Genomic DNA, 27,000 nt, shown 5'->3' on the forward strand with positions numbered 1-27,000 from the left:
ATAAAGGCGAACGCTACGCTCCTACAGTTCCAAAAATTCCGCTCCATTACTCCATCGTCCAAAGTCTAACTTCGCCCAACATTAATTCAATTTATATAGTGATTTATATTTTATATTTTTAAAATTCCTTAACTCATCAACGCAGCCATTAAAGCTTTTTGCGCATGCAGGCGGTTCTCAGCCTGATCAAAGATCACCGAGTTAGGGCCGTCAATCACGCCTGTGCTGACTTCTTCCTCACGGTGGGCTGGCAGGCAGTGCAGGAAGAGATAGTCGCTCTTAGCGCCTTTTACAAGCTCCTCATTGACCTGATAGTCCTTGAATGCCGCTTCACGTGCCTTTTGCTCCTCTTCGAAGCCCATACTCGCCCATACATCTGTATAGATGACGTCAGCGTCTTGTACAGCTTCTTGCGGGCTACGAGTGACCACAATCTTCGCTCCGGTTTCTTTAGCGATCTCACGAGCTTCTGCGACAACCGCTGCATCCGGCTCATAACCTTCCGGTCCGGCGATAGATACGTCCACGCCCAGCTTAGCTCCGCCAATCATTAAGGAATGCGCCATATTGTTGCCATCGCCGATGTAAGCCAGCTTCAGGCCTTTGAGCTTTCCTTTGTGCTCATAAATCGTTTGATAATCCGCCAGCACTTGGCAAGGATGTGCCAGGTCACTAAGACCATTGATTACGGGAATAGAAGCATAACGAGCGAGATCTTCGACCTTGTCATGACCGAAGGTACGGATCATAATTCCATCGAGATAACGCGACATTACTTGCGCTGTATCACCAACAGTTTCTCCGCGTCCAAGCTGGATATCATTTTTGCTTAAGAAAAGGGCATGCCCTCCCAGCTGATACATTCCAACTTCAAACGACACACGCGTACGTGTAGAGGATTTTTCAAAAATAAGACCAATCGTCTTTCCCTTCAGCGGCTGAAATTCTTCGCCATTTTTCTGTTTCTTCTTCAGCTCAATCGCCGAATCAATCAGATACGTAATTTCCTCCGGGCTGTAGTCGTTCAGCTCCAGTAAATCACGGCCTTTCAGTTGCTGCGCAATGGTGTGTTTATTACTCTGTACGCCCTGACTCATGAGCTTACCTCCCCGTTTGCTTGTTTAGCATAAGTATGAATGAGTTCGCATAGGATGTCCACCGCTTGGTCGATCTCCTCTTTGCTTACATATAGATTTGGCAGCAGACGAAGAACATTAGGACCGGCTGTCACGAACAACAGGCCTTTCTTTTGTCCAGCCAGTACAATATCGCCTACTGGGGATTGACATTCAATCCCGATCAACAGCCCTTTACCACGGATATCCTTCACAAAAGAACAGTCCGCCAGCTTCTCTTTCAAAAGGCCTGTCAGGTATTTACCCATTTCTTCGGCGCGCTGTGGAAGCTCATCTTCCAGCATCGTCTCAATCGTCGCTGCCATAACAGCTGTTGCTAGCGGTGTTCCCCCGAAGGTGGACGCATGGCTGCCCGCTGAGAAGGCTTCACGCAAATATCCTTTGCCAAGCATTAAACCTGCCGGGAACCCACTAGCAATCCCCTTTGCCAAGGTGAAAATATCCGGTTCAATTCCATAATGCTGATGAGCGAACAGCTTGCCTGTACGTCCCATACCTGTCTGTACTTCATCTACAATCAGAAGCAATCCGTGTTTCTTACACAAGGCCACTACAGCGTTCAAGAACTCAGGTTCTACCTCAAGCACGCCACCCTCTGCAAGTACCATCTCCAGCATGATAGCAGCTGTATGATCTCCGATAGCAGCTTCTAACGCTGGGAGATCATGCAAGGGTACGGTCTTGAAACCTGCTGGAAGCGGCAGGAAGCCTTCTTTTACCTTTTGCTGGCCTGTAGCTGTTAGTGTTGCTAGTGTACGTCCATGGAAGGATTGTTCGAATGTGATAACCTCATAACGGTCGACACCTTTAATCTTCTGATGGTAACGGCGGGCCAGCTTAATAGCAGCCTCATTCGCTTCTGCCCCGCTATTGCAGAAAAATACTTGATCAGCGCAGCTATTCTCTGTCAGAAGGTTGGCAACTTTATCTTGTCCCGGAATATGGAACAGATTCGAGACATGCCAGAGCGTATCAATCTGATCCTTCAGCTTAGCGCCGACTTTTTCAGGAGCATGACCTAGACTGGTCACAGCCAATCCACTGGTGAAATCCAGATACTTATTGCCTTTATCATCCCATACCCAGGTACCCTTGCCTTTAACTAAGCTGATATCATATCTGGCGTAAGAAGGGAACACTGCACTCAGCTTGCCTGCTGTAACATCCGGTGTACCTGATCCTACTGTATCGGTCTGCTGTGCCCCTGCTTGCGAATCCAACTCCGCTTGTGTAAGCTTGCTCATTCTAAGTCACTCTCCCATCGGCTGCTCCTGTGAACAGGCTGCGCCTCTAATTTGTATTCATCTATGATTCTACGAACGAATAATACGTGTACCTATCGCTTCACCTTGCAGTACTCGACTAAGTACCCGCGGTTCTTTTCCATCCACAATGATAACCTCTGATACGCTGCCCTGAATGCAATCTATAGCTGCCCGCACTTTAGGGATCATGCCACCGTAGATTTCTCCACTTTCGATCAAGGCTTCAATTTCCTGTACAGTAACGGAGGGAAGCACAATCTTTTCACCTTCCACTGTACTCATGATGCCTGGCACATCTGTGACGACGATCATTTTGGGAGACTCCACATAGGAAGCAACTGCCCCTGCTGCCGTATCTGCGTTAATATTGTAGCGCTGACCTGCTGCATCTACTCCGATAGGAGCAATGACAGGAATATAACCCATCCCAACAATACCAGTTATGATCTCAGCCTTAACTTCCGTTACTTCTCCTACCAAACCTACTTCGGCGCTGTTCGCCACTGGTTTAGCAAGGATCATATTCCCATCGATGCCCGAAAGCCCCAGAGCTAGACCGCCGCTCCCTTGAATTCGCCGGACAATCGCCTTGTTTATACTCCCTGCCAGGGTCATCTCTACAACATCTAGTACTTCCTCGGTGGTTACTCGCAGGCCATTCACAAAGCTGCTTTCAATGCCCAGTTTCGCTAGATTCTCAGAAATGGCTGGCCCTCCACCATGAACAATTACTGGCTGAATGCCCTCCTCCTGCAAATCTCGCAAATCCTCAAAAAAAGAATCAGGTAGAGCCGCAAGTGTACTGCCGCCGCATTTCATTACAAACAATCCACTACCATCTAAAGCATCTATAAGTTCAAGCTCGCTATTTAGCGTCATATGATCGGTATCCTTCCCTTATGGGCTTAACACGCCATAAATTAAGTGCGATATGCAGCGTTAATACGCACATAATCGTAAGTTAGGTCACAGCCCCAAGCCGTTGCTTTTCCGCTTCCATCATGCAGATCTACAGTGATCAGCACAGTTTCACTTTTTTGCAAATAGGCCAAAGCCTTTTCCTCGTCAAAAGCAACTGGCTTCGAGTGCAAAAGCACCTCAATATCCCCTAACGAAATGTTCACATGCTCCGGCGATACCGGAACACCCGCGCGTCCAACCGCAGCAATAATCCGCCCCCAGTTCGCATCCGCTCCAAAAATAGCAGATTTCACTAGACTAGAACCAACCACTGTCTTAGCAATCGCTGCCGCCGCCTCATCATGAACAGCACCATTCACTTGAACCTCAATCAGGTGAGTTGCACCTTCGCCATCTCGAGCAATCGCTTTGGCAAGCGTCTGGCACACATAAGTGAATCCAGCAGCAAAAGCGTCCCAATCCGGATGCAGCCGTGTCAGCTTCTCATTACCGGCAAGCCCACTCGCCATCGACACTAACATATCATTGGTGCTAGTATCTCCATCGACTGTAATCATATTAAAAGTAACATTCGTAGCTGAACGCAAAAGACTAAGTAAATCCTCCGCTGCAATATCAGCATCCGTGGTCATAAAGCCAAGCATAGTAGCCATGTTAGGATGGATCATCCCTGAGCCCTTTGCTGCTCCCGCAATTGTAACTTCTACACCGCCAACGAGCACCTTCACGGCAATCTCTTTTTTAACTAAATCGGTGGTAAGAATAGCTTGGCAGAATTCCTCCGCGCCAATAGCTCCACCGTCCAGCTTCTCTGGTATTGCAGTAATCCCGCTACGTACGCAGTCCATCTTCAACAGTTCACCAATAACTCCGGTCGAAGCAACTGCCACATCATTAACGGCCACACCTAAATGCTGAGCCGCAGCAGCGCGCATCTCATAAGCATCTGCTTCACCTTGTTCGCCTGTGCAGGCATTGGCATTCCCGCTGTTCACGATAACCGCCTGCAATACTCCGTTCGAAAGGCTTTCGCGAGTCACTTTCAGCGGAGCTGCCTGAAAAACATTCGTCGTATATACGGCCGCAGCTGTTGCCGGAACTTCACACAGAATCACTCCGAGATCGTTGCGATCTGTTTTTTTTAATCCACAATGCAATCCTCCGGACTTAAAACCCTTAGGTGAAGTGATGCTTCCACCCTCCAAGGTGGTAAATAACTCAATCTCGCTCATATTATTTGTACCGCTGATCCTTATGGATACACAGGTGTGTAGCCGAGGCCAAGGGTTTCCTCCCATCCCATCATCAAATTAAGGTTCTGTATTGCCTGCCCTGCCGCACCTTTTACAACATTATCAATGACGGAGACTATGGTCACCCGCCCTGTACGAGTATCTGTTGCAAATCCGATATCACAATAATTAGAGCCGCTAACTTCTTTTGTCGCCGGAATCACACCTACATCACGCACCCGCACATATGGCCGGCCCGCATAATATTCACGGTATAAATTCACAAAATCCTGCTCCGTATAATTGTCCGTCATCCCTGCATACATCGTACTCATAATTCCCCGGCTCATCGGCACGAGATGTGTGGTGAACGTTACCGTTACCTTTTCTCCAGCAACCTCTGTTAGTGTCTGCTCAATTTCTGGTATATGTTGATGCTTATTGATTTTATAAGCTTTAAAGTTCTCATTAATCTCTGCATAATGCACCATCAGGCTTGTTCCGCGTCCTGCTCCAGTAACTCCTGATTTAGCATCAATAATAATACTGTCGTGTTTAATCCAACCTGCCTGAATTGCAGGAATTAGTCCAAGAAGTGTAGCTGTAGGATAACAGCCTGGATTAGATATAAAATCTACCCCAGCCGCACGCTCTCCAAACACCTCGCAAAGTCCGTATACAGCCTGCTCTAGATATTCATCAGCCGGAGCGGGATGTTTATACCAGTGCTCATACTCTGCACCATCCTTCAATCGGAAATCACCGGACAGATCCACGACCTTAAGTCCAGCTTCCAGCAGCTGCGGTACCAGCTTTGCGCTCACACCCGACGGCGTCGCCGTAAATACCACATCCGCCCGCTCAGCCATCTGAGCCGGGTCAACGCCATCCAGCCTTCGATCAATGATGCCCGTCAAATGCGGAAAACCTTCCTCTATAGCATCCCCTGCACTTGATGAGGAAATTACCGAAGTAATCTCTACCTTAGGATGACTTTGTAGCAGCCGAATCAGCTCTACGCCCCCATAACCCGTTGATCCAACAATCGCCGCTCTCAGCTTGCCTTCCACTGTCATCCCCACTTCCTGCTTATCATGAATTATAATAAATAATATAATGCATACCGTCTTAGAAATATGTATTATTATACGACTCAATTAATATAAATACAACACATAGTGTTAACTTTCTTTATTCCTAAATATAATTGTATTTACAAAAAAAGAGAAGCATAGCTTCTCCTTGAGGAGAAATTACACTTCTCTTTTAAAGCCTTCACCCAGCACCTCATGCGCCTCAGTTATAATCACAAAAGCACTAGTATCTACCGATTGAACAATTGCTTTTAATCTGGAAACCTCATTCTGGCCTACTACAACCATTAACACCGTACGCTCATCACCAGTATAACCGCCATGTGCATCCAGCTTCGTCAGACCCCGATCCAGATCATTCAAAATCGCCTCAGATATTTCTTCCGTCTTGTCCGAGATTATGTAAGCCACCTTTGTATAACGGAAGCCTACCTCTATCGCATTAATGGCCTTACCTGTAACAAACAGACCGATCAGTGCATAGAGTGCTTGTTCCATACCGAGTATAAAAGCAGCCAGCACAATGACCGTCCCGTCCAACAGCACTACGGAAATCGAGAAGCTGAGACCGGATATCTTTTGAATAATCTGCGCCAAAATAGTAAGTCCACCTGTCGAGCCCCGTCCGCGGAACACAAGACCTAACCCCACCCCCACACAGATACCGCCATAAATGGAGGCTAAGAGTGGATTGGTGGTAGGTGCAGGCAAATCTTTTGTCAACAAAATAAAGAGTGGTAACACAAAGCTCCCAAGCAGCGAGCGAACTCCGTATTGTTTACCCAAGAAGATTACCCCGAGTACAAACAACGGAATATTAAGCGCCCATTGCGTAAATGCCGGTTCAGCCCCAAACCAAGCTTCAGCCAATACCGACAGACCGGATACACCACCAGAAGCAATATGATTAGGCAGAAAAAAAAGATTAAACCCCAGCGCTGTAACTAGCGATCCGAGCAAAATTAACATCGTATCCACCACATGTCGGAGTGGCCCATTCAGAGGAATCAGTGGGGGTTTATTACGGGAATTGACTTTTTGCATTTCAAAGGCTCTCCTTAAAGTGTCATCTTGCTCTACGAAAGAAGAAACGGCCATCCCATCCTAATCCATGAATGGTATCCGTTTCCCCGAAACTCTCTTTTATTCTGCCTCAATCTTGATCTGGCTACGCAAGTAACCATCAATGAATGCATCAATATCTCCGTCCATCACAGCGCCAACATTCCCCGTTTCCACGGAAGTACGGTGATCCTTAACCATGTTATACGGATGGAATACATAGGAACGGATCTGACTGCCCCAAGCAATATCGGATTGCTCACCGCGAATCTCATCCAAATGCTGCTGTTGCTCTTGCAGTTTGCGCTCATATAGCTTGGAACGCAGCATTTTCATCGCTTGTTCGCGGTTTTTGATCTGTGAACGTTCGTTCTGACAGGTTACCACCACACCCGACGGCAAGTGAGTAATCCGCACCGCAGAGTCTGTGGTATTGATATGCTGTCCACCGGCGCCGCTCGCCCGATACGTATCGATTTTCAAATCCTCAGTACGAATTTCAACGTCTACATCATCGGCAATTTCCGGAACGACATCACAGGATACAAAAGAAGTATGTCTTCTGCCCGAAGAGTCAAACGGAGAAATCCGTACTAGCCGATGTACACCTTTTTCAGCTTTCAGATATCCGTAGGCGTTGAAGCCTTTAATAAGTAGTGTGACACTCTTAATTCCCGCTTCATCACCCGGTAAGTAGTCCAGCACCTCAACCTTGAATCCACGTTTTTCAGCCCAACGAGTATACATCCGTAGCAGCATCTGGCCCCAGTCTTGGGATTCCGTACCGCCCGCACCCGGATGGAGCTCAAGAATAGCATTCAGCTTGTCATACGGCTGGTTAAGTAGCAATTGCAGCTCGAATTCATCCACTTTGCTGCCTAAACTGCTGATCGTCTCTCCAATCTCTGCCGCAAGATCTTCATCGCCTTCTTCATCCGCAAGCTCCGCCATCATCGCAGCATCGTCGTATTCTTGTTGTAGCTTCTCGTATTGATCCACGGACGATTTCACGGCATTCATCTCGCCAATCACGCTCTGTGCCTGCTCTGAATTATCCCAGAAGCCGGGAGCAGCCATCTTTTCTTCAAAGTTCGAGATCATCTCTTGCTTAAGATCTAAGTCAAAGAGACCCCCTAAGGTCAGTTAGTTTCTTGCCTATTTCACGCAGATCCTGCTTTACATTTGGTTCTATCATAGGTCACTTCACCTTTCAAAATTGGTTGTTACGGTCTTCGCTATTGGAAAGTTAGTAATGAGTGAATGTTCAGCCATTCCGAGAAGGATTGGACTTCCGATCGCTGTTGTTTCCAGATTCCTTGAATTGATAACCGCATAGCGGTTGGAATCCCGAAACAAAGGCGAACACTCCGTTTCTCCAGTTCCAAACCTTCTCTCCATTCCACATTCACTCAAAGTGCTAAATATCCAAAAAAAGCGACTGGGCCGTAAACGGGGGATACCCCCGGGCCCAGCCGCTCTTTATGGTTAGTATACCCATAGAGATCAGGGTTAAAGACTTACATCTTCAACACCTGAATATGAGCGTTACTAAACGTTTGTCTTATGCGTTTTGACCGTGGCAGTTCTTGTACTTCTTGCCGCTTCCGCAAGGGCAAAGATCATTACGACCAGCCGCAGCCTCAACATGTACCGGACGTTTCTCAGCAGGTTCGCTGTTAGTGGAAATTTTATTTTCCTCTACAACGGATTGACGCTCCTGATTTGTCTCGATGTGAGCCTTCATAATATAAGTAGCTACTTCTTCTTGAATCGTAGCCGTCATAGTATTAAACATTTCGAAACCTTCGAATTGATACTCGCGAAGTGGATCTGTACCACCGTAAGCACGCAGGTGAATCCCTTGACGCAATTGATCCATCGCATCGATATGATCCATCCACTTGCTGTCCACGGAGCGCAGCACAATTACCTTCTCGAATTCACGTACCAATTCTGAACCCAGGCGTTCTTCACGAGCAGCATATTTCTCAAGTACACGTTCGAAGATGTACTCAATGATCTCTTCTGCTTCCTTGCCCCACAGAATATCGCGAGTCAAAGCACCTTCTTCAAGCAGCTTGCTGTTTACGTAATCAGCAACTTCTTGCAGCTCCCAGTTTTCAGGAATATCGTCACTGCAGTGTGCGTGAACAATACGTTCAATAACCGGCTTGATCATTTCAAGCACGATATCTTTAATATTTTCAGACTCCAGAATCTCACGGCGTTGTTTATAAATAATTTCACGCTGTTGATTCATAACGTCATCATATTGCAATACGACTTTACGAATATCAAAGTTATTACCTTCAACACGTTTCTGAGCAGATTCCACAGCACGCGTAATCATGCGGCTCTCAATCGGCTGATCTTCCTCAAACCCAAGGCGATCCATCATACTCAAAACGTTGTCAGCGCCGAAACGCTTCATCAACTCATCACCAAGGGATAAGTAGAATTGTGTAGAACCTGGGTCCCCTTGACGACCCGCACGACCACGCAGCTGGTTATCAATCCGGCGCGATTCATGACGCTCTGTACCAATGATATGCAGACCTCCAAGATCTGTCACACCTTCGCCCAGAACGATGTCCGTACCACGACCTGCCATGTTGGTAGCAATCGTAACTGTACCTGGCTGACCTGCATGTGTAATGATTTCAGCTTCAGCAGCGTGATGCTTCGCGTTAAGCACTTGGTGTCTAACGCCTTTGCGCTTCAGCATTTCAGATACGAGCTCTGAATTCTCAATCGATACTGTACCAACAAGTACAGGTTGGTTCTTTTTGTGACGCTCTACAATTTCTGCCACAACAGCGTTGAACTTACCGTTCTCACTCTTGTAGACGACATCTGGCATATCTATGCGCTGATTTGGTTTATTCGTAGGAACTTGAAGAACTTCAAGACCATAAATCTTCTTGAACTCTTCTTCCTCAGTTTTAGCTGTACCTGTCATACCGCCCAATTTGCGATACATACGGAAATAGTTCTGGAAAGTAATCGTAGCAAGCGTCATGCTCTCATTCTGTACTTCGATTTCTTCCTTCGCTTCAATCGCTTGGTGCAAACCGTCACTATAACGACGGCCTGACATTAAACGTCCCGTAAATTCATCAACAATAACGACCTCACCCTCGTTAACAACGTAGTCTACGTCACGACGCATAATTACGTTTGCTTTCAGGGCTTGGACGATATGGTGATTCAAGGTTACATGACTGTGATCATACAAGTTCTCAATACCAAAAGCGCGTTCAGCAGTAGCTACACCTTTTTCAGTCAAGGCTACGGACTTCACTTTGATATCAACTGTGTAGTCTTCTTCAGCTTTAAGCTTTTTCACAAAACGGTCTGCTGCAAAGTACAATTCAGTAGACTTCTCAGCTTGTCCGGAAATGATAAGAGGTGTACGGGCTTCATCAATAAGAATGGAGTCCACTTCATCAATAATACAGAAATAAAGAGGGCGCTGAACCATTTGTTCTTTATAAAGCACCATGTTGTCACGCAAATAATCGAAACCAAATTCGTTGTTCGTGCCATACGTAATATCGCAGGCGTAAGCATCTTGTTTATCAGCATGGTCCATACCGCTTAGGTTAACCCCAACCGTCATGCCCAGGAAGTTATAGATTTGTGCCATTTGTGCGCTGTCGCGCTGAGCCAAATAGTCATTGACCGTTACTACATGTACGCCTTTACCAAGCAAAGCATTCAGGTAAACCGGCAATGTTCCTACTAGAGTCTTACCTTCACCAGTCTTCATCTCGGAGATTCGGCCTTCATGCAGAGCCATACCACCAATTAATTGTACATCAAAATGCCGCATGCCAAGCGTCCGTTTGGAAGCTTCACGTACGGTTGCAAACGCCTCAGGAAGAATTTCTTCCAAGGTTTCGCCTTTCTCAATACGGGCGCGGAACTCTTCCGTCTTAGCTTTTAAAGCTTCATCGGATAGTGCTACAAATTCCGGCTCCAATCCATTAATTACATCGACTGTCTTCATGAGACGTTTAACGTCACGATCGTTTGTGTCTCCGAATATTTTCTTTACAAGTCCTAGCATGGTTAACCCCTTTCATGCAACACAGATGGTGGAACCGAGCCCATCCTCACAAAATTGAAAGGGCCATTTATAAATTCGATTCCGCTGCTTCATAAATTGTAACAGTTTGTAAGAGATGCCGCAATACAAGGTGTAACAGCCACATTTTTCATTTATACGCACAAGAGCCCTATTCGCAATAAGCGAATAGGGGCTCGGTTTAAATTTCTTAGGTTCTGACTAACTCTCGAGGCCCTTTATACTTAGAGCATAACTGGCATCATTATAACTTAGCCCTGTTCAATCAGTCCATATTTACCATCATCACGTTTGTAAACTACGCTAACTTCCGAGGTGTCGATATTGGAAAACACAAAGAAATTATGTCCTACCATGTTCATTTGAAGAATCGCTTCTTCCACATCCATCGGCTTCATCGTAAAGCGTTTGTTCCTAACCACTTCTAAATCATCATAATCTTGTTCTTCTACAGCAACAGCGGCACTAGCTCCATCCACAAACAGCGTTTTGAGTCCCTCTTGACGGAACTTCCGATTCAGCTTCGTTTTGTGTTTGCGAATTTGACGTTCCAGCTTGTCCACAACGGCGTCTATGGAAGCATACATGTCATCGCTGCGATCTTCCGCACGAAGCGTCACGCCAGCAAGCGGAATGGTTACTTCCACCGTATGAAGGCCGCGAACTACGCCAAGCGTCACAGACCCTTCAGAGGTAGGGGGTGCTTCGAAATACTTCTCAAGTTTGCTGAGCTTCTTATCAACATACTCTCTCAAAGCGTCGGTCACGTCAATTTGTTGACCTCGAATGGTGAATTGCATGGCCACTCCTCCTTTAGTTACACCTTCATTATACCAAATTGTAAGCGCTAAGTAAAAAGCAATTCCTTACAGCCCTTACATTTAGATAACAAATGTTGTCATAGCGTTCACAAATAAAACAAGTCCGGTAAGAGCAACCAATCGCCCTACCGGACCAAAAGTAAACCTGTCGTTATTATAGTACGGATTCCACTCTTATATTCTCCGAATGAAATCACATAAGGTCAGGCTATTTGGTATGAATTTGAATAATTTCTACAGGGGACCATTGAGAACCCGATCCTGCAATAACATATACCTTATAGGCAGTATTTGCTGCTAAACCAGTTAAAGTCTGTGTATGCTTTACACCAGGAGCAAACGTAAGCGTGTTAGTCCATGGAGCAGCCAATGCAGTACCGCTACCATTTTGACCTAAGGCAATCTGCGCTGCAGTAGGTGCCTTCTCATTTGCCGGCAATACTACATATCTAACTGGGGTTGTATCGCCACCTGTTACACCATATTTAACATATACATCTGCTGTAACTGTACTAACTTGTCCCGGCTCAAAAAGCGAAATCGAGCTAGCAGTAGCTTGAGCAGTAGTCAACCGAACTGTCGTTACAGTAGACAAGTTACCAGCTGCATCCGCAAGCGTGATATATGTTGCATATTCTGTACCAGGATTCAATCCGTAAACAGAGAATGTAACCGTTGTGTTAGCTACAGTCGCAACACTACCATGGATACCACTTGCAGTCCCGTTACTAATTTGTCCTTTTTCCACCTGTAATGCAGTTGGAGCAATTACATCAGCATTATAAGGAGCTACAACATAGTATACTGCACCAGTTACGGAAGGTGTCAGGTATACATCCGCTGTGACCGAACCAACATTACCGTAGGTTGCCCCACTTACTGTTGGCGCTGTGCTACTTCCGCCACCGTTACCACCGCCAGAACCTCCGCCAGTACTACCACCTGGAGCAGCAGTTGGGGTTGGTGTAGCTGTTGGTGTCGGAGTAGCCGTTGGAGTTGGTGTAGGTGTTACACCACCACCTGTGCCACTACCAGGATAATAGATAGCTGAAGTATTGATAATACCTACAGCCTCGGCACGTGTTAACGATCTCTTAGGACCAAAGGTTCCATCTGGATAACCGTTAACAATCTTCTTTTCCACTGCGGCTGCTACAGCACCTTTTGCCCATGCTGCAATTTGTGCATTGTCTTTAAATTTGTTCGAAGTTGTATTGGTGCTCAATTTAAGTAATTTTGCAGTAATTACAGCTGCTTCTTCTCTTGTAAGCGGATTATTAGGACGGAACGTATTATCCTCGTATCCTCCGATATATCCAGCTTCCACGGCTTTAGCCACTTCACTGTAATTCCAGTTTGTGCTCTTCATGTCTTTGAAAGTTACTGTTGCTTTAGTTGTAAACCCTAACAGGCGATTTACCATAGTCACATACTCACCACGCGTAATTGCTTTGTTTGGTTTTACCGTTCCATCTGGGTAGCCTCCAAGGTAACCTCTATCTAGCCATTCCTGCAGCTGACCTTGCGCCCAGTGGCCTTGAATATCCTTAGGTACAGCTGCAGCAGATACGCTGCCGAGAGACCCCAATAACATACTAGTACCTAATATTCCGGTCATAAGACCGCGCCACATCTTCTTCATCCTGCTAATCACCCTCCTAATTGTTTTGATAGCTTAGGCTATATTGAATTTCTTCGTGAATGTAGTAACCTAGGCTAACATAGTGTGTGTCGAGGTAAGATAAACAGCTCAACGTATATCTATTACCCACCTTTTGCAGAGTTCTAACATTTTCCATAAAATGAATTTACAAAACAGGCTATTTTCTTTACTAGGATTGGCTATACTAGACACATATGAACGCACAAAAAAAGGATCTTGGAAGATTCCAAGATCCCTGCTAGCGCTGTCTAAATTGCTAACCATCTACTTATATGTAGTTCGGCTTCGCCGGATGATTATAATTTGATTACGTTAGCTGCTTGTGGTCCACGTGCACCTTCAACGATATCGAATTCTACGGATTGACCTTCATCCAATGTCTTGAAACCATCAGTTTGAATCGCGGAAAAGTGTACGAATACGTCGCCACCGTCTGCAGTCTCGATAAAACCATAACCTTTTTCTGCGTTAAACCATTTTACTTTACCTTCCATTGATTAAACATTCCCTTCGTCATCAGATGAACGTGAGTCTTGCTCACAATTCGACTATACCACCGTAACTTCTTTATTGTCAATTGGAAAAGAAAATGTTTACATTCAATAATTTACCACGTAAAATAAACTATTAAATTTTCCATAAACAAGAAATAGATGCGGTACAATGATCAAAAAAAGGAGCAGACGGTATTTAATACCCGTCTACTCCTATAGTGAAACACCGATAAATTATTTTTTGCGATCCATAAGAAAACTGTCTGGGGTGTAGGCGGCCTCGTAGGCGTTGCGTTGGGTTTTGGCCTGTTCTCTCTGTTGAAGCCACTTAGCTGCCTCGCTTTTAAGTTGTTGCATTCTTGCAATTATCATAGGATCGGTCTCCAACAACTCTCGTAACTGATACTGCTGGATTACACCGATCGACTGTTTTTTCACATGCTGTTCGAGTTGATCTATCAAATTTTGACGTTGTTCGACGAAATCAGTTAATTCTTCATATGAACAATTATCTAGTCTAATGATAATATCTTGAGTAATCTTATTTAACTCTAAGATACAATTATCCATGGGTTTTCTCATGTGTTGGTACCAGCTTTGACGCCTCTAACCAAGTTACTCGAAACTCAGTCAAATACTGTAGCGCCTCTTCTGCAGGTACCTTGTCTTTCTTCACATTAGCTTGAATCAACAAATGATTTATATATTCGTATAGATCATTCAAACTTTTAGATATATCATAGGTAGGATCCAGTGTCGACATCAATTCACTAACAATTGTTTGCGCTTTCCCCAGATTAATATTTGTCTTTTGATAGTCAACTGAATCGATTCCTTCCATACCCGCCCTTACAAATCTAATCGCTCCATCAAATAACATAATCAATAACTGTGAAGGGGTCGATGTTTTTACCGATGACTGACGGTATTTTTCATAAGGAGAATTTATCATTTGTGTCACCCTTTTCTCTTACTAGCTAGACATAAAGCTTGATAAGCTACTTGATTGGGAATTGTACTTACTCATTGCAGTTTCCATAGCAGTAAACTGCTTATAATATCTGGTTTCCATATCAGTCAATCTGTCAGCCCACGCATCAATTCGGGAATTATAATCCTTCAGAAGTCTTCCCATAACACTCTCAGTTTTGTATGTGCTATTTATATCCGCAGAGAATTTAGATGTGCCCGCCTTCAATACAATTTTATCCAGAGCTTTATCGGCTAAGGTTGAAAGACTTGTAAATATACCCGAACCTCCAGAAGAAGTCTGAAACAAGGATGTAACTTTTTCCGGATTATCAGTCAATGCTTGTTTTAATTTTTCTTCATTTATATATAATTTACCGTTCTCAAAGTACTGTCCTGTAGTAATCCCAAATGAACTAAGATCTCCAAGCTTAGAAGTTATAACGGATCGAAAGTCAGAAACTGTAGACTTGAGTATTGCATCATTCTTTAGCAATCCGCTTTTTGCCTTTTCCTCCCATGTTGTGATTTCACTCTCTTTCATCGCTTCCTTTTGCTCTGATGTCAATGGCGTGAAATCACGATACTTGTTCTCGTCTGTTTTTTTAGTGAATAAGCTAATAAGTTCATTATATGCTTCCACGAAAGATTTAATGGTTTCAATAGCTTTAGTTGGATCTGTCTGTGTAGTAATCGTTGTATTTCCAGCTGTTCCAGACAAGCCTTGCAAAGTTAATTGAGTGCCATTGACCGTGAATGTGTTAGAAGATGGAGTATATTTAACAGGGGTTTCCGTACTTCCTTGCTTACCACTAGAAATATAAACTTCAGCGTTCTCCGCATTTTTCAAAGCACCAACATTCATTAGACTTAAAAAAGAACCGCTCAACTTATTCTTCTCTAATACGTTGTCAGCCCCATATTCTTTTGCCGAAATAGTAACCCGTCCACTCACCTCATCAAAGCTTGCCGTCACACCAGCTGAACTACTATTAATTTTACTAATCGCTGAGGATAAGGTGTCCTCATCAGTAAAAGTAAGAGTGACCCCTCCATCAACTTTAAATTCTAATGGAGTAGTCGCACCTAGCATGTCGCTCAATTTTGTTCTAATCGTTGCTTTTTCGGATGAACTAGTAGTAAGCTGTGTGGTTGACTCCAAAGAAGATTTTGTAGCTAGTTTCGTTACCTGAACATTCATTTCTACTCCATTAGCATCAGCATTTGCCTCTGCCTTTACCGCAAGAGTATTTCCACTCACTACTGCCTTTTGCACATTCATTTGAGATTCTTTGTTCCAACCACTTAACTTATTAACTTTAAAATCTACAAGTTTACTGTTAAGCTCACGATAACTGTCCCTTTGCCACTCTAACAGAGTTTTCTGCTGATTAAGCTTATCCAAAGGCTGTCTTTTTGCCGACATCATTTGTTTGACAATACTATCAATGTCCATTCCTGATGAAAAGCCATTAACCCTAAGAACCATTTCTCTACTCCTCCTTATACACGTTGATCTATTAGAATTCCTGCAATTTCCATCATTTTCGCTACTAGGTCCAATGTTTTTTCAGGCGGTATTTCACGAATCAATTCTCCTGTTTCTTTATTCATTACTTTTACCATCACTGAATGAGTTCTCTCATGTATGCTAATTTCTAAAGATGTGCTTGGTCCTTGCAGAGCTTTAACGGCTCGATCAATATTTCGAATCAATTGTTCCTCTCCGATAGGGATGGATATCCCTTGGGTCTCAAGTTTAGTCAGTTCAGATCCGCTTTTGACTGTATTTAATAGTTGAGAATTCACCTGATATGCCGCATTGTTATCGCTGTATTGCCTGCCAGTGCTAACCTTATTATTGGCCGTACTTGTATTAAGCGAAAATTGCAGATTCATTGTCAACCTCCGTTAATCGATTTAACTTAATTATCGGCTTAAAACCTATGGTTATGAATAGCTTAAACAAAAAACCAATGTAAAATAAGAACATTTCTATTCTAGAATAACAACTAAGCATTTGAATAAACTGTGCCTTTCATGAATAGCGTGTAGAGTCTATAATATATAACACTAATAAAAATGGGGAATCCTAGTTGGAGTCCCCAAAAGCCATAAGAAAAATTTATTATTCTTTTACTATTTTAATAAGTTTATCGCATATGTATCCAACTTGATCTTTGGTTAAGTTCAAACCACTAGGTAGATTAATTCCCCATGGCGAGATTGAATAAGAATTTCTATTGTTCCGCTGAGATTCCTGTACCGAACCTAACTCTTTAAACGCTGGAAGCATACTCAAAGGATAAAAAAATGGTCGAGAATCTATATTCTGATCTGACAATTTTGAAATTAAAGTCTCTTTATTGAGACCAAGCTCTTTGTTCAAAATAACCGTAATCATCCAGTAACTACTCTTGACATATGGGTCATTAAAATTTAATTGTATATCACTTAAATCAAGCAGTTGACTTTCATACCAAGAAAAAATTTCTCTTTTCCTACTAACTATTTCTTCTACCCTCTCTAGTTGCGCCAATCCTAAAGCCGCTTGCATACTGCTCATTTTATACTTATAACCTACCTCTGTATTCCAAAACATTTTATCACCTGGCTTTCGCCCGTGATCCCGCAAAAATAGACAATCGTTATAAATATCAACTCGGTCGGTCACCAACATTCCACCCTCCCCTGTGGTTAATGTTTTTGAACCGTGAAAACTAAAGACGCCAACGTCTCCCAAAGAACCTGCCTTTTTACCCTTATACTCACTCCCTAAGGCTTCGGCAGCGTCCTCGATAACTGCAATTTTATGTTTTAATGCAACACTCCGAATTTGATCCCAATTAGCCATATTCCCATACAAATCAACCGGTATTACCGCTTTAGTCCTATCCGTTATCTTATTCTCGAAACTGTGAGCTGACAAGCACCATGAATTCTCATCTATATCTGCGAACACCGGAGTAGCCCCTACATATTGAATAGGGGCAGCACTTGCTATCCAGGTTACATCTGGTACGATAACCTCATCACCTGGCCCAACACCCAGTGCTAGGAGGGACAAATGAATAGCTGAAGTACATGAGGGCAAAGCAATTGCATACTTCGTACCTATATACGAAGCAAATGCCTCCTCAAACTTTTGGTTATACTTGTTTGCATTATCATACCATGCATTGGTCACAGCGTCTGTTACATAGTCGATTTCCTTATTCGTTATCCAAGGACCTGACACAGGAATTCTTCCAAGATGGCTCATTAGTCTTCAGTCCTCCACACACTTCAAATATCCGTCAGGTGCAACAGTTAGCAGAAGCTTATGTTGAATTGCCTTATCAATTTCAAAGCGATCATTATTCACCAAAAATTCCCATACAGCAGTTTTCGGATTGTCCCCTTTCCCCCAAGGGCGATCAGGGAAAGAATCTTCTGGCATGTCCTCTATAATGGTGTCAAGAACCACTATATAACTTCCTTTGGTCACTAAAGAAGAATAAAGTTTTAGCTCTTCCAATACGTGTTGATGTGTATGGCTAGAATCAAGTATGACCATTATATTTTTTTTATCTTTAGCTATTTCTTTAACTTTATTTATGAGGCCTTCATCGGTAGAAGATCCTTCTAATAATTTGATTCTCTTATACATAGGATGATTCTCAATTTCTAATCTATTATGTTTACGAATATCTATATCAATACCGATTACCTCGCCGTCTCCTCCCAATAACTCAAGCATTGAGGCATGAAAAATAATGGATCCACCATGAGCAACCCCTGTTTCTATTATTAAATCTGGGCGTACTGACCATATAATTTCTTGTAAAGCGATAATATCCTGAGGAAACTGAATTATAGGTCTACCCATCCAAGAAAAGTTGTAAGAATATTTATAAGGAGATATTTCCTCAATCCATTTATTGCTTAATAATTGCAATTCTTGGTCTTCACTCATTTTTTGAATATTCAATTTTACTTCTTCTTGAAATTTTTTTATCTCATTCATTAATAAAATCCCTCCATTGTTTGGTCTGAGAATTAATAAACTTCTCTCCTTTCCTCCCTACATTAGCAATTAAATCCAGAGAGGAAACGTGCGCGTCAAAATCCCCATGTAACTGTGGATAGGACGATCTATTATAATTCATATACTCTACTTTAATATTGTTATTCTCAAACAACTCATGATCCAGATAATTTCGAGCTCCATGACCTGTAATATAAGTATCACCATTAAAATTCTTAACAATTTCTAGTAAACGATTTGTACTTTTCGAAGTAATACCTAATGTAGATGAACGTACAAAGATTGGATGTAAACCAAAATAATCGGCAATCTTTTCAATCATGAAAATGTTTAATTCCGATAATTTGTCTGTCGGAAACGAATATGATAGTTCAATAATCTCTAACATTTCTTTAAAATATGGTGTCTTCTTATAATTAGAATTAATGATATTTAAGTGCTTCTCCTTCCAGTTCTGAGTATTATCAATTAGTACATTATTAATTAATTCAATTCCCTGATGTTGAACGGGGACCGTTAACCATTTAGGACCTTGTGGTGTTTTTATTTGAACTCGATTCGTTAAGCTTCTACCTTGAGGAAACTGCACATCATCCAAGTGAACATAAATATCCGTTAGTTTTACTTGTTCAAATAATCCTAGCCAAGGGGCGAACATCGGCTGAGAAATGACGACTTTTTTCATTTTATATCCTCTTCATGTAAGAATTTTTCCATTATCAGAACATCATGATACAGTTGGTTTTGATAAAAATCTTTTCTCCTTATACCAACTTTTCTAAAACCTATTTTGTCGTAAAACCGTTTTGCTCTAGTGTTACTTGAGATAACTTCCAATTGAATCTTTCTTATAGCAAATACATTTGCGGCATAATCAGAAAGCAACATAAAAGCTTCCTTTGCATTCCCCTTACCCTGTCCATGATTACCCAAGCAAATCCCAAGCGTTGCTGTTCCATGTATGAAGTTCATTTTTGTAAGCTGAATGAAGCCCATTGGCTTGTCTGTTAGATACTCTGAAATAATAAAAAAAACGCAATCCGGGTCGTTTAGGATTCCAGCAATCCAAGTATTAACTCGTTCCCTAGTGTTAGCTCTGGGAAGTGACATTAGTGACATTTGTATTTCGAAATCATTTCGTAATTTGAACAGGAAATCGATATCTGTTGAAATAGGCGCGCGAAGCTTTATTTTTGATCCAATTAGCATACTATTCCTCCCCAGTGGCGAAAAGAAATATACCTTTTAGCTTGAAAAATTTGGATAGGTTTTATCTTTCTCTGAAATAATCAAATCATTAATAGGCCATTCTATACCTATAGTTGGATCATTCCACCGAATACCCCTTGCACTTTCTGGATGATAAAACTCACCCATCTGATAAAAAACTTCTGTGTTATCCTCTAATGTCTGAAAACCGTGTGCAAATCCTTCTGGAATATATAACATTTTTCGATTGTTTTCACTTAAAAAAACTGAACACCAATTTTTATAGGTTAAAGAATCAGGACGTAAATCAATGATCACATCATATATCGAACCCTTAATGCAACGGATTAACTTCATTTCCCCATAAGGTGCTGATTGATAGTGCATTCCTCTGAGTGTACCTTTCTTTTTGTTGAAGGAAATATTACATTGAACAAACTTCGAATTTATCCCATGTTTTTCAAATTCATTGACACACCAAGTTCGGGCGAAAAAGCCCCGTTCATCTTCAATCGGTTGTATATCAATTTCAAATACACCTTTTAAATTCGTTTCGTGAAATATCATCTTATATAACCGTTACTTCAGGGATCGGAACAATAAATTTTCCATCCCATTCCCGAATATACGATAATTGTCCCATAATCTCTTCTTTTAAATTCCAAGGCAGAATAAGTACGTATTCCGGCTTGGTTTCTTGGATCATCTCAGGGGAGTGGATTGGAATATGAGTACCTGGTAGAAACAATCCTTGCTTATAAGGACTGCGATCCACAGTATAGTCTACAAAGTCAGACCTAATCCCACAATAATTGAACAGAGTGTTTCCTTTTGCAGGTGCTCCATAACCTACAATTGATTTCCCTTCATTTTTCAAACTAATCAAAAGTTCTAGTAGATTACGTTTAACTTGTTTGACTCTGTCCGAAAAATCATTGTAGGTTTCAATCCGATTAAGTCCTGCTTCTTCTTCTTCATCCAATAAGTTCTGCACGCGTTGATAGATCTGCTTTGTGGAATCCTCCGAATGCTTTACATAAATGCGCAAGGATCCTCCATGTGTATTGATTTTTTCTACATCGAATAGTTTCAAACCATGTACAACGAATAATCTGTTTACAGTGGTTAGAGAAAGATAAGAAAAATGTTCGTGATAAATCGTATCAAATTGCACATCTTCTATTAATCTTAACAGGTGTGGAAACTCCATCGTGATTATCCCACTAGGCTTCAACAAAATTTTCATTCCAGCTATAAAGTCGTTAATATCAGGGACGTGAGCAAGTACATTGTTACCAAGAAGGAGGTCTGCTTGTTTTCCTTGTTCAGTTAAATTTAAAGCTAGACTCTTGCCAAAAAATTCAGAAATAGTCGCTATTCCTTTATCAATAGCAACCTGAGCGACATTTCTTGCAGGCTCAACACCCAAAACAGGCACGTTATTCTCCTTGAAATATTGAAGCAAATAGCCGTCATTGCTTGCAATTTCAACAACACGGCAAGTTGAATTTATTGGATATTCTGACATCATCTTGTCAACGTACTGCTGTGCATGCATAAGCCAGCTTTGGGAGAAAGAGCTGAAGTATGCATAATCCTGAAATATATGATCCGGTGTTTCAAACTCTTCAAGTTGAACTAAATAACAATGACTACATACAAATGCATGCAGTGGCAGAAAAGTTTCTGCTGCATATAAATTCTCTGGTTTAATAAAAGAATTTGAGAGTGGAGACATCCCTAAATCCACAAAATTCTGAGTAACTATTTCACCACAAAAACGACAGGTCTGCATCATTTATGCTCCTTTATTAATTCCTCAAAGGATGATATCTGGTCTATTGTAAAATCGCGGATATCCTCCTCTTGCAAGTATGCACGAGTCCATGCTGCAACCCATTGCATACATTGTTCAATAGATAGTCTAGACGTCCAACCCAATTGCTGTCTTGCTTTAGAACAATCTAATTTGAGATAGTTGGCTTCGTGTGGATGATTTCCATCATCCACACAAATTTTTAATTTTTGTCCCCATGCTTCTTGAAATAAATTTAATAGAGCTTCTACTGAGATAGCGTCATTATCAGAGGGGCCTATATTCCATGAATCATCATATTCTGTACCATTATTCCACATTTTTTCAGCTAACAGTAAGTATCCATAAAGAGGTTCTAATACATGCTGCCATGGTCTAACTGAATGAGGATTTCTAATCACTAGACGCTCATTAGATTGTATTGATCTAACTAGATCGGGAATTATACGATCTTCAGCCCAGTCTCCTCCGCCAATTACATTACCAGCTCGCACACTGGAAATAGCTACTTTATGCAGATCATAATTTTCCTTTGGAAAAAAAGAGCGCCGGTAGGCTGCCGTTACTAGCTCCGCACAACCTTTACTTGCACTGTAAGGATCATCCCCCCCCATTGGGTCTATTTCTCGATATCCCCATTGCCATTCCTTATTCTCATAACACTTGTCGCTCGTAATGTTAATGATGACACGTAGATTTACAGCACTACGAGCTGCTTCAAAAAGGTTCACCGTACCCATCACGTTCGCCGAAAATGTCTTTACCGGTTCTTGATATGATTTTCTTACAAGAGACTGCGCTGCCATATGAAATATGATTTCCGGGTCAAACTCAGCAATTGTTTTTTTTAATAAGGATAGATCGCCAATATCCCCAAATATTGTAGTCATTCCATTCTTCACATCAGCTTGAGTGAAAAGATTGGGCATGGTTGGGGGGGCTAGCGAGTACCCTGTCACTTGTGCACCAAGTTTCTGCAACCAAAGTGATAACCAGCTACCTTTAAACCCAGTATGCCCTGTAATTAAGACTCTTTTATTCTCCCAAAATGACCTCATGATTCCCATACCTTCCAAGGAGCTTCTCTTGTATCCCATATTTCCTCTAATTTCACTTTGTCTCTCAAAGTGTCCATAGGCTGCCAAAATCCATTATGTTTAAATGCCGACAACTCATTATCTCTTGCTAATCTCTCTAGGGGATCAAGTTCCCAAACTGTAGTATCATTTTCAATTAAATCAAAAATTTCGGGTTCAAGAACAAAATAACCTCCATTTATCCAGCTCCCATCTCCCTGAGGCTTTTCCTCGAAGCTGGTTATTCTGTTGTTCTGCAAAATGTCTATTGCCCCAAAGCGTCCAGGAGGCTGTATGGCAGTTAGAGTAGCCTTTGTTCCGTTATGCCGATGAAACTTAATAAGTTTATTAATATTTACATTCGAAACCCCATCACCATACGTAAAGCAGAATGTTTCATTTTCAATATATTTTTCTATTCTTTTCAATCTACCGCCAGTCATTGTTTCCAGTCCAGTATCCACGAGAGTTACCTGCCATGGTTCGCTGGTATTATTGTGTATCTTCATATTATTATCTCGCATATCAAAAGTCACATCTGACATATGCAGGTAATAATTAGCAAAGTATTCTTTAATCATATAACCCTTATACCCAAGACATATAATAAAATCATTAATTCCATAATGAGAGTATGTCTTCATAATATGCCAAAGGATAGGCTTACCACCAATCTCAATCATGGGTTTAGGCTTTAGATGTGTTTCTTCACTTATCCTTGTACCATAACCACCTGCTAAGATAACTGCTTTCATAATTTTCCACATCCCATGCTAGTCTAGATTCAACGTGCAGACTTTCCCCTTACCATCCAGTAACGCGCCTGTAAATTTCTGCAGCACCATAAACATCGGAAATGTTAAAGTCACTCAAATCTAACAAAAGGTCTCCAGTTGCAGTGAAACCTTTTTGATATCCCTTCGAAGCCTGCTTATTTTTACTATAATCAAAATTATTAATATAATTTTTAACAAACCATTCCAAAAGGACTGGATCATCCTCTAGACTTTCATAAATTCTTTGTGTATAGATTGGAAACTCAATATCTGCATTGTCAAGTCCTTCTGCACATATTTGTATCATTTTTTTCCTATTTAAACTAAAATTCCGGCTGTAGGGTTCTAATAATTCTTTTATAGTAAATAAAGATTCTGCAACTGCAACTGCAACATTTGGTACATCAGGAATAACTTTAAATCGATCCATTTTCACAACATTATTTAGTTTTAAATAATCCTCTTGTATTTCTTTTGATTCAGTATCTTGGTTCGGATTCGAGTTAGCTATACCATTACTCTTACCTGAAGATCCTCCAATGGTTATAGGTATGTCAATAGAAACATATTTTTCCTGTGTACACGCTAGAGCAAACCCTGAATAAACATCTGGGCTAAGTCCATTAAATACATTACCAGTTAACTTTTTCAGTTGGAACACCAAATCTCTATGCACTACCGCATTGCAATATAACATAGGCATTACATTATAAGGTACTTCGAAATTTGAAATATTGTCTATTAACTCACTATAGTTAAAAACACCTTGGTTTATTTTACCTACTGTCGTTTTCGGAATATAAAGGCAGTTTTCTAATCCTTTGAGTTTTACGTCTGGCCAAGCATAAAAAACAGGATTCCAATGAAGTATTTTGGTATCTAATGTATATAAAATATTATCTAACGTGTTCAGCGCATGAAGTAACAAACCATCATCAGAGCCCAATACCAGAATGTATTCTCCTTCTGCCTTCGAAATTGCAAAGTTAAAATTTTCTGTCATTGCCAGTTCTCGTTCAGTTCTATAATATTTTATTCTAGGATCACTGAATTCTTCTATTAATTCCATAGTTAAATTATTACTACTATTGTCACTAATAATAATTTCATAGTCCTCAAATTTCTGATCAAGGCAAGTCTTTAGCGTATATTTAAGTACATTATGACTATTTCTAGTTGGTATAACCACACTGAATCTACATCTCTGTTTAATTTGACTATTAGCTATTGAAATATATTTTTTTATTACTGCGTTTTCTTCTTCCTTATACTTTCTACTCTCAATAATCTTTCCATTTTCTATTAACATGTCGCACATATTCTTATTAAAGTAGGGACTCTTAAGTAATAAGCCTTCCCCACTGGTTGATAGCATCTCATATGCATTCACAGCTTGATCGTAGAATCCGATATCGAAACAGTAATTACCGAGACTATATAGATAATACTGATCACTATCTGTTATATAAGCTGTAATAAGTTCTTTAACACGAATATACTGTTTTGCAATGTGAAGCAACCTGACTTTAAGTAATTCTACTTCCTTATTATCAAGGAGGAATAAAATTTCTGCTCGTTCGACATTTTGTAGATTAACATCGTTCAGAATAGTCTCTGCACACTCTATTATGTGATTATTTAGTACAGAAGAGTAAATAAAATTATTTGTAGTAAATGGTACCTTTAAGCAATTATAAGCGACTTTAGCCAGATCAAAATACTTCTTAATATCAGTTTCAGCAAAGGTAAGAGAGTATAAAGATTCCAACAAAGGATTTTTGCCATTACTTATAAATTCCCACCATTTTTTTCTTAACAGTGGAACTACCTTTTCTTTAGTGTATTTCTCTTTTTTTCCATCTAAAATATCCAATAAACATTTACATCTTAGTTCCCAAGTATTTTCTTTAATAAACTTATTTTGTTCTTGAAGATCAACCTTTATTTTAACAGCCTCATTTAATAACTGGTTAAACTCCTCTATTCCATTACTTACTTTAACGAAATCCAGATCAACAATCAGTTCAGGAATATTGGTTGCTACCACTGGTAATCCACTCTTTACGTATTCATACATCTTTATTGGATCACAATTAACAACTATATCTACATCATCTTTAAAAGGTATAATTCCTACATCCATAACTCTCAGATATGTTGTTAATTCACTATGTTCTTTCACACCAAGGATAAATAGATTGTTCTCTTTAATTGACAAAATCCCATCTTTGACAGGCCCTATAACAACAAATGACTTATCCTTATTATTTCGTACTAGCCTATAAAATAAGTCTTCGTCGAACCAACGATCGACCACCCCAACATAACATACTTTTGGTCCGGGTATATTGGCGAGATCTTCAGGTATACCATCGCTTCTATTTCCACTAAAGTCTTCAATATTAACTGCATTATTCAAAAGGTAGACATTATCTTTGTACATACCCTTTAACAAATACAGCGCGGAACTAGTTGTGGTTACAATATCCGCTCTACTTAGCAATAAGGACTCATATTCTCGATCATGTTTGTTGCTCCAGTACGAATACTCTAAATCGCTATGATCATCAACACACTCGTAAACTACTCGAAAATCACCAGTAAGTTGATTTATTATATTCACTTGGGACGGTAAATAACATAAGATTATAACCTCTTCATCTGAGGTATCAATTAACTCTTGAACTATTTCCTTATAGTTATTTAGAATATAATTATCATTAACTAAAACAGGTGTATGAATATTTATTAATTCAATTGCACTAGCGTGGTTACGACTTAGCTCCATTCGCTCCTCAATACCTACTGCGGCATCTGATGAAGTTACCTGAATGGTTGGTTGAACATATTCAACCACATAACCTAGCTTGGATAGGGCCCTGGCGATTTGGTGAGGTCTTTGCAACACCCCTCCCCACGGACAGGATGAAAGGATAATAAATTTCTTTTCTGAGGTGTTAACTATCGTTTTTAGTCTTAGCAAAGTATTTCTAATTTCATTTCTTTGATTAAAATCATCAATCATCTTATAGACCAACCAATAGAAGTTAATTGCTTTTTGGATTTCTCCTTTAGTCTCATATATATACGCCAGATTAAATAACACATCTTTATTTTCAGGATCTAATTTAATCCCTTTCAAGAGTAAGTATTCTGCATCATCCAGTTTATTTTCTATAATGAAAATAACAGCCTTCATGCTTAAGATATCAACATCGTATTTTTCTATAGCTTCATATTCCTTAATTAGTTTTTTAGAATTCTCTATGTCTCCACTACTAATAAGGAATTCTATATTATCTTTAAATAACTTTTTCTCCTGTTCAAGATTATTATAGTTGTTGGTCACTTT

Annotated in this window: 24 protein-coding genes; all 24 read right to left on the reverse strand. The window is 41.0% G+C overall.

All coding sequences use genetic code 11. The annotated features are described in order from the left end of the window. Positions 1-128: 128 nt before the first annotated feature. A complete protein-coding gene (argF, locus tag NSQ50_RS28745; RefSeq protein ID WP_036678521.1) occupies positions 129-1,097 on the reverse strand; it encodes an ornithine carbamoyltransferase in 969 nt (322 codons plus the stop codon). Then, on the reverse strand, positions 1,094-2,380 hold the full coding sequence (locus tag NSQ50_RS28750; RefSeq protein WP_036678520.1) for an acetylornithine transaminase: 1,287 nt from the start codon (positions 2,378-2,380) through the stop codon (positions 1,094-1,096). The genes argF and NSQ50_RS28750 overlap by 4 nt, the downstream gene beginning before the upstream one ends. Before the next feature lie 69 nt (positions 2,381-2,449). Further along, complete coding sequence (argB, locus tag NSQ50_RS28755) at positions 2,450-3,280, reverse strand: acetylglutamate kinase (RefSeq protein WP_051491025.1); 831 nt, start codon at positions 3,278-3,280, stop codon at positions 2,450-2,452. A 41-nt stretch (positions 3,281-3,321) separates the two neighbouring features. Continuing rightward, positions 3,322-4,554 carry a bifunctional ornithine acetyltransferase/N-acetylglutamate synthase gene (argJ, locus tag NSQ50_RS28760; protein ID WP_036678517.1) on the reverse strand — a complete coding sequence of 411 codons (1,233 nt, stop codon included), beginning with the start codon at positions 4,552-4,554 and terminating at the stop codon, positions 3,322-3,324. 20 nt (positions 4,555-4,574) lie between these two features. Then, positions 4,575-5,630 carry an N-acetyl-gamma-glutamyl-phosphate reductase gene (argC, locus tag NSQ50_RS28765; protein WP_036678514.1) on the reverse strand — a complete coding sequence of 352 codons (1,056 nt, stop codon included), beginning with the start codon at positions 5,628-5,630 and terminating at the stop codon, positions 4,575-4,577. A 177-nt stretch (positions 5,631-5,807) separates the two neighbouring features. Then, positions 5,808-6,692 (reverse strand): YitT family protein, encoded by an 885-nt coding sequence (locus NSQ50_RS28770; protein ID WP_036678511.1) that lies wholly within the window; start codon positions 6,690-6,692, stop codon positions 5,808-5,810. A 99-nt stretch (positions 6,693-6,791) separates the two neighbouring features. Beyond that, positions 6,792-7,905, reverse strand: a protein-coding gene (prfB, locus tag NSQ50_RS28775) for a peptide chain release factor 2 (protein WP_143760436.1) whose coding sequence is annotated in 2 segments (ribosomal slippage) — positions 6,792-7,832 and positions 7,834-7,905 — 1,113 coding nt in all. Because the reading frame shifts where the segments join, the coding sequence is not laid out codon by codon here. 366 nt (positions 7,906-8,271) lie between these two features. Then, the gene (secA, locus tag NSQ50_RS28780; RefSeq protein WP_036678509.1) at positions 8,272-10,779 is read right to left on the reverse strand and encodes a preprotein translocase subunit SecA; all 2,508 of its coding nucleotides are present in this window, start codon (positions 10,777-10,779) and stop codon (positions 8,272-8,274) included. 269 nt (positions 10,780-11,048) lie between these two features. Further along, positions 11,049-11,597, reverse strand: a complete 549-nt coding sequence (gene hpf / locus NSQ50_RS28785) for a ribosome hibernation-promoting factor, HPF/YfiA family (protein WP_036678506.1) — start codon at positions 11,595-11,597, stop codon at positions 11,049-11,051. 229 nt (positions 11,598-11,826) lie between these two features. Next, positions 11,827-13,260: an S-layer homology domain-containing protein gene (locus NSQ50_RS28790; RefSeq protein WP_051491023.1), complete on the reverse strand. Its 1,434-nt coding sequence runs from the start codon at positions 13,258-13,260 to the stop codon at positions 11,827-11,829. Positions 13,261-13,577: 317 nt separating this feature from the next. Beyond that, positions 13,578-13,775, reverse strand: coding sequence for a cold shock domain-containing protein (locus tag NSQ50_RS28795; RefSeq protein WP_019915069.1), 198 nt, complete (start codon positions 13,773-13,775; stop codon positions 13,578-13,580). A 234-nt stretch (positions 13,776-14,009) separates the two neighbouring features. After that, entirely contained in the window at positions 14,010-14,357 is a 348-nt protein-coding gene (locus tag NSQ50_RS28800; protein WP_235219409.1) for a hypothetical protein, read from the reverse strand. Next, on the reverse strand, positions 14,338-14,727 hold the full coding sequence (gene fliS, locus NSQ50_RS28805; protein WP_036678499.1) for a flagellar export chaperone FliS: 390 nt from the start codon (positions 14,725-14,727) through the stop codon (positions 14,338-14,340). Before fliS ends, NSQ50_RS28800 begins: the two co-directional genes overlap by 20 nt. 21 nt (positions 14,728-14,748) lie before the next feature. Further along, positions 14,749-16,233, reverse strand: coding sequence for a flagellar filament capping protein FliD (gene fliD, locus NSQ50_RS28810; protein WP_036678497.1), 1,485 nt, complete (start codon positions 16,231-16,233; stop codon positions 14,749-14,751). Between the two features lie 14 nt (positions 16,234-16,247). Further along, positions 16,248-16,643, reverse strand: coding sequence for a flagellar protein FlaG (locus tag NSQ50_RS28815; protein WP_036678495.1), 396 nt, complete (start codon positions 16,641-16,643; stop codon positions 16,248-16,250). Positions 16,644-16,872: 229 nt separating this feature from the next. Next, a complete protein-coding gene (locus tag NSQ50_RS28820; protein WP_036678492.1) occupies positions 16,873-18,006 on the reverse strand; it encodes a DegT/DnrJ/EryC1/StrS family aminotransferase in 1,134 nt (377 codons plus the stop codon). 6 nt (positions 18,007-18,012) lie between these two features. Next, on the reverse strand, positions 18,013-18,750 hold the full coding sequence (locus NSQ50_RS28825) for a cephalosporin hydroxylase family protein (protein WP_036678490.1): 738 nt from the start codon (positions 18,748-18,750) through the stop codon (positions 18,013-18,015). Then, positions 18,743-19,456, reverse strand: coding sequence for a WbqC family protein (locus NSQ50_RS28830; RefSeq protein WP_036678488.1), 714 nt, complete (start codon positions 19,454-19,456; stop codon positions 18,743-18,745). The genes NSQ50_RS28825 and NSQ50_RS28830 overlap by 8 nt, the downstream gene beginning before the upstream one ends. Then, positions 19,453-19,980: a GNAT family N-acetyltransferase gene (locus NSQ50_RS28835; protein ID WP_036678485.1), complete on the reverse strand. Its 528-nt coding sequence runs from the start codon at positions 19,978-19,980 to the stop codon at positions 19,453-19,455. The genes NSQ50_RS28830 and NSQ50_RS28835 overlap by 4 nt, the downstream gene beginning before the upstream one ends. A 36-nt stretch (positions 19,981-20,016) precedes the next feature. Next, positions 20,017-20,547, reverse strand: a complete 531-nt coding sequence (gene rfbC / locus NSQ50_RS28840; protein ID WP_036678482.1) for a dTDP-4-dehydrorhamnose 3,5-epimerase — start codon at positions 20,545-20,547, stop codon at positions 20,017-20,019. A gap of 1 nt (position 20,548) precedes the next feature. Further along, a complete protein-coding gene (locus tag NSQ50_RS28845) occupies positions 20,549-21,778 on the reverse strand; it encodes a class I SAM-dependent methyltransferase (protein WP_200870208.1) in 1,230 nt (409 codons plus the stop codon). Further along, positions 21,775-22,863: a CDP-glucose 4,6-dehydratase gene (rfbG, locus tag NSQ50_RS28850; RefSeq protein WP_036678683.1), complete on the reverse strand. Its 1,089-nt coding sequence runs from the start codon at positions 22,861-22,863 to the stop codon at positions 21,775-21,777. The genes NSQ50_RS28845 and rfbG overlap by 4 nt, the downstream gene beginning before the upstream one ends. Further along, a complete protein-coding gene (gene rfbF, locus NSQ50_RS28855; RefSeq protein ID WP_036678681.1) occupies positions 22,851-23,627 on the reverse strand; it encodes a glucose-1-phosphate cytidylyltransferase in 777 nt (258 codons plus the stop codon). Before rfbF ends, rfbG begins: the two co-directional genes overlap by 13 nt. Before the next feature lie 49 nt (positions 23,628-23,676). Beyond that, positions 23,677-26,997 (reverse strand): glycosyltransferase, encoded by a 3,321-nt coding sequence (locus NSQ50_RS28860; protein ID WP_051491022.1) that lies wholly within the window; start codon positions 26,995-26,997, stop codon positions 23,677-23,679. Between the last annotated feature and the right edge of the window lie 3 nt (positions 26,998-27,000).

The sequence above is a fragment of the Paenibacillus sp. FSL R10-2788 genome (genome assembly GCF_038003885.1).
Lineage (GTDB): Bacteria > Bacillota > Bacilli > Paenibacillales > Paenibacillaceae > Paenibacillus_AQ > Paenibacillus_AQ odorifer.

Excerpts from the sequence above, each read along its gene's own strand:
- argF (WP_036678521.1), bottom strand. The coding sequence starts at position 1,097 with ATGAGTCAGGGCGTACAGAGTAATAAACACACCATTGCGCAGCAACTG.
- NSQ50_RS28750 (WP_036678520.1), bottom strand. The coding sequence starts at position 2,380 with ATGAGCAAGCTTACACAAGCGGAGTTGGATTCGCAAGCAGGGGCACAG.
- argB (WP_051491025.1), bottom strand. The coding sequence starts at position 3,280 with ATGACGCTAAATAGCGAGCTTGAACTTATAGATGCTTTAGATGGTAGT.
- argJ (WP_036678517.1), bottom strand. The coding sequence starts at position 4,554 with ATGAGCGAGATTGAGTTATTTACCACCTTGGAGGGTGGAAGCATCACT.
- argC (WP_036678514.1), bottom strand. The coding sequence starts at position 5,630 with ATGACAGTGGAAGGCAAGCTGAGAGCGGCGATTGTTGGATCAACGGGT.
- NSQ50_RS28770 (WP_036678511.1), bottom strand. The coding sequence starts at position 6,692 with ATGCAAAAAGTCAATTCCCGTAATAAACCCCCACTGATTCCTCTGAAT.
- secA (WP_036678509.1), bottom strand. The coding sequence starts at position 10,779 with ATGCTAGGACTTGTAAAGAAAATATTCGGAGACACAAACGATCGTGAC.
- hpf (WP_036678506.1), bottom strand. The coding sequence starts at position 11,597 with ATGCAATTCACCATTCGAGGTCAACAAATTGACGTGACCGACGCTTTG.
- NSQ50_RS28790 (WP_051491023.1), bottom strand. The coding sequence starts at position 13,260 with ATGAAGAAGATGTGGCGCGGTCTTATGACCGGAATATTAGGTACTAGT.
- NSQ50_RS28795 (WP_019915069.1), bottom strand. The coding sequence starts at position 13,775 with ATGGAAGGTAAAGTAAAATGGTTTAACGCAGAAAAAGGTTATGGTTTT.
- NSQ50_RS28800 (WP_235219409.1), bottom strand. The coding sequence starts at position 14,357 with ATGAGAAAACCCATGGATAATTGTATCTTAGAGTTAAATAAGATTACT.
- fliS (WP_036678499.1), bottom strand. The coding sequence starts at position 14,727 with ATGATAAATTCTCCTTATGAAAAATACCGTCAGTCATCGGTAAAAACA.
- fliD (WP_036678497.1), bottom strand. The coding sequence starts at position 16,233 with ATGGTTCTTAGGGTTAATGGCTTTTCATCAGGAATGGACATTGATAGT.
- NSQ50_RS28815 (WP_036678495.1), bottom strand. The coding sequence starts at position 16,643 with ATGAATCTGCAATTTTCGCTTAATACAAGTACGGCCAATAATAAGGTT.
- NSQ50_RS28820 (WP_036678492.1), bottom strand. The coding sequence starts at position 18,006 with ATGAGCCATCTTGGAAGAATTCCTGTGTCAGGTCCTTGGATAACGAAT.
- NSQ50_RS28825 (WP_036678490.1), bottom strand. The coding sequence starts at position 18,750 with ATGAATGAGATAAAAAAATTTCAAGAAGAAGTAAAATTGAATATTCAA.
- NSQ50_RS28830 (WP_036678488.1), bottom strand. The coding sequence starts at position 19,456 with ATGAAAAAAGTCGTCATTTCTCAGCCGATGTTCGCCCCTTGGCTAGGA.
- NSQ50_RS28835 (WP_036678485.1), bottom strand. The coding sequence starts at position 19,980 with ATGCTAATTGGATCAAAAATAAAGCTTCGCGCGCCTATTTCAACAGAT.
- rfbC (WP_036678482.1), bottom strand. The coding sequence starts at position 20,547 with ATGATATTTCACGAAACGAATTTAAAAGGTGTATTTGAAATTGATATA.
- NSQ50_RS28845 (WP_200870208.1), bottom strand. The coding sequence starts at position 21,778 with ATGATGCAGACCTGTCGTTTTTGTGGTGAAATAGTTACTCAGAATTTT.
- rfbG (WP_036678683.1), bottom strand. The coding sequence starts at position 22,863 with ATGGGAATCATGAGGTCATTTTGGGAGAATAAAAGAGTCTTAATTACA.
- rfbF (WP_036678681.1), bottom strand. The coding sequence starts at position 23,627 with ATGAAAGCAGTTATCTTAGCAGGTGGTTATGGTACAAGGATAAGTGAA.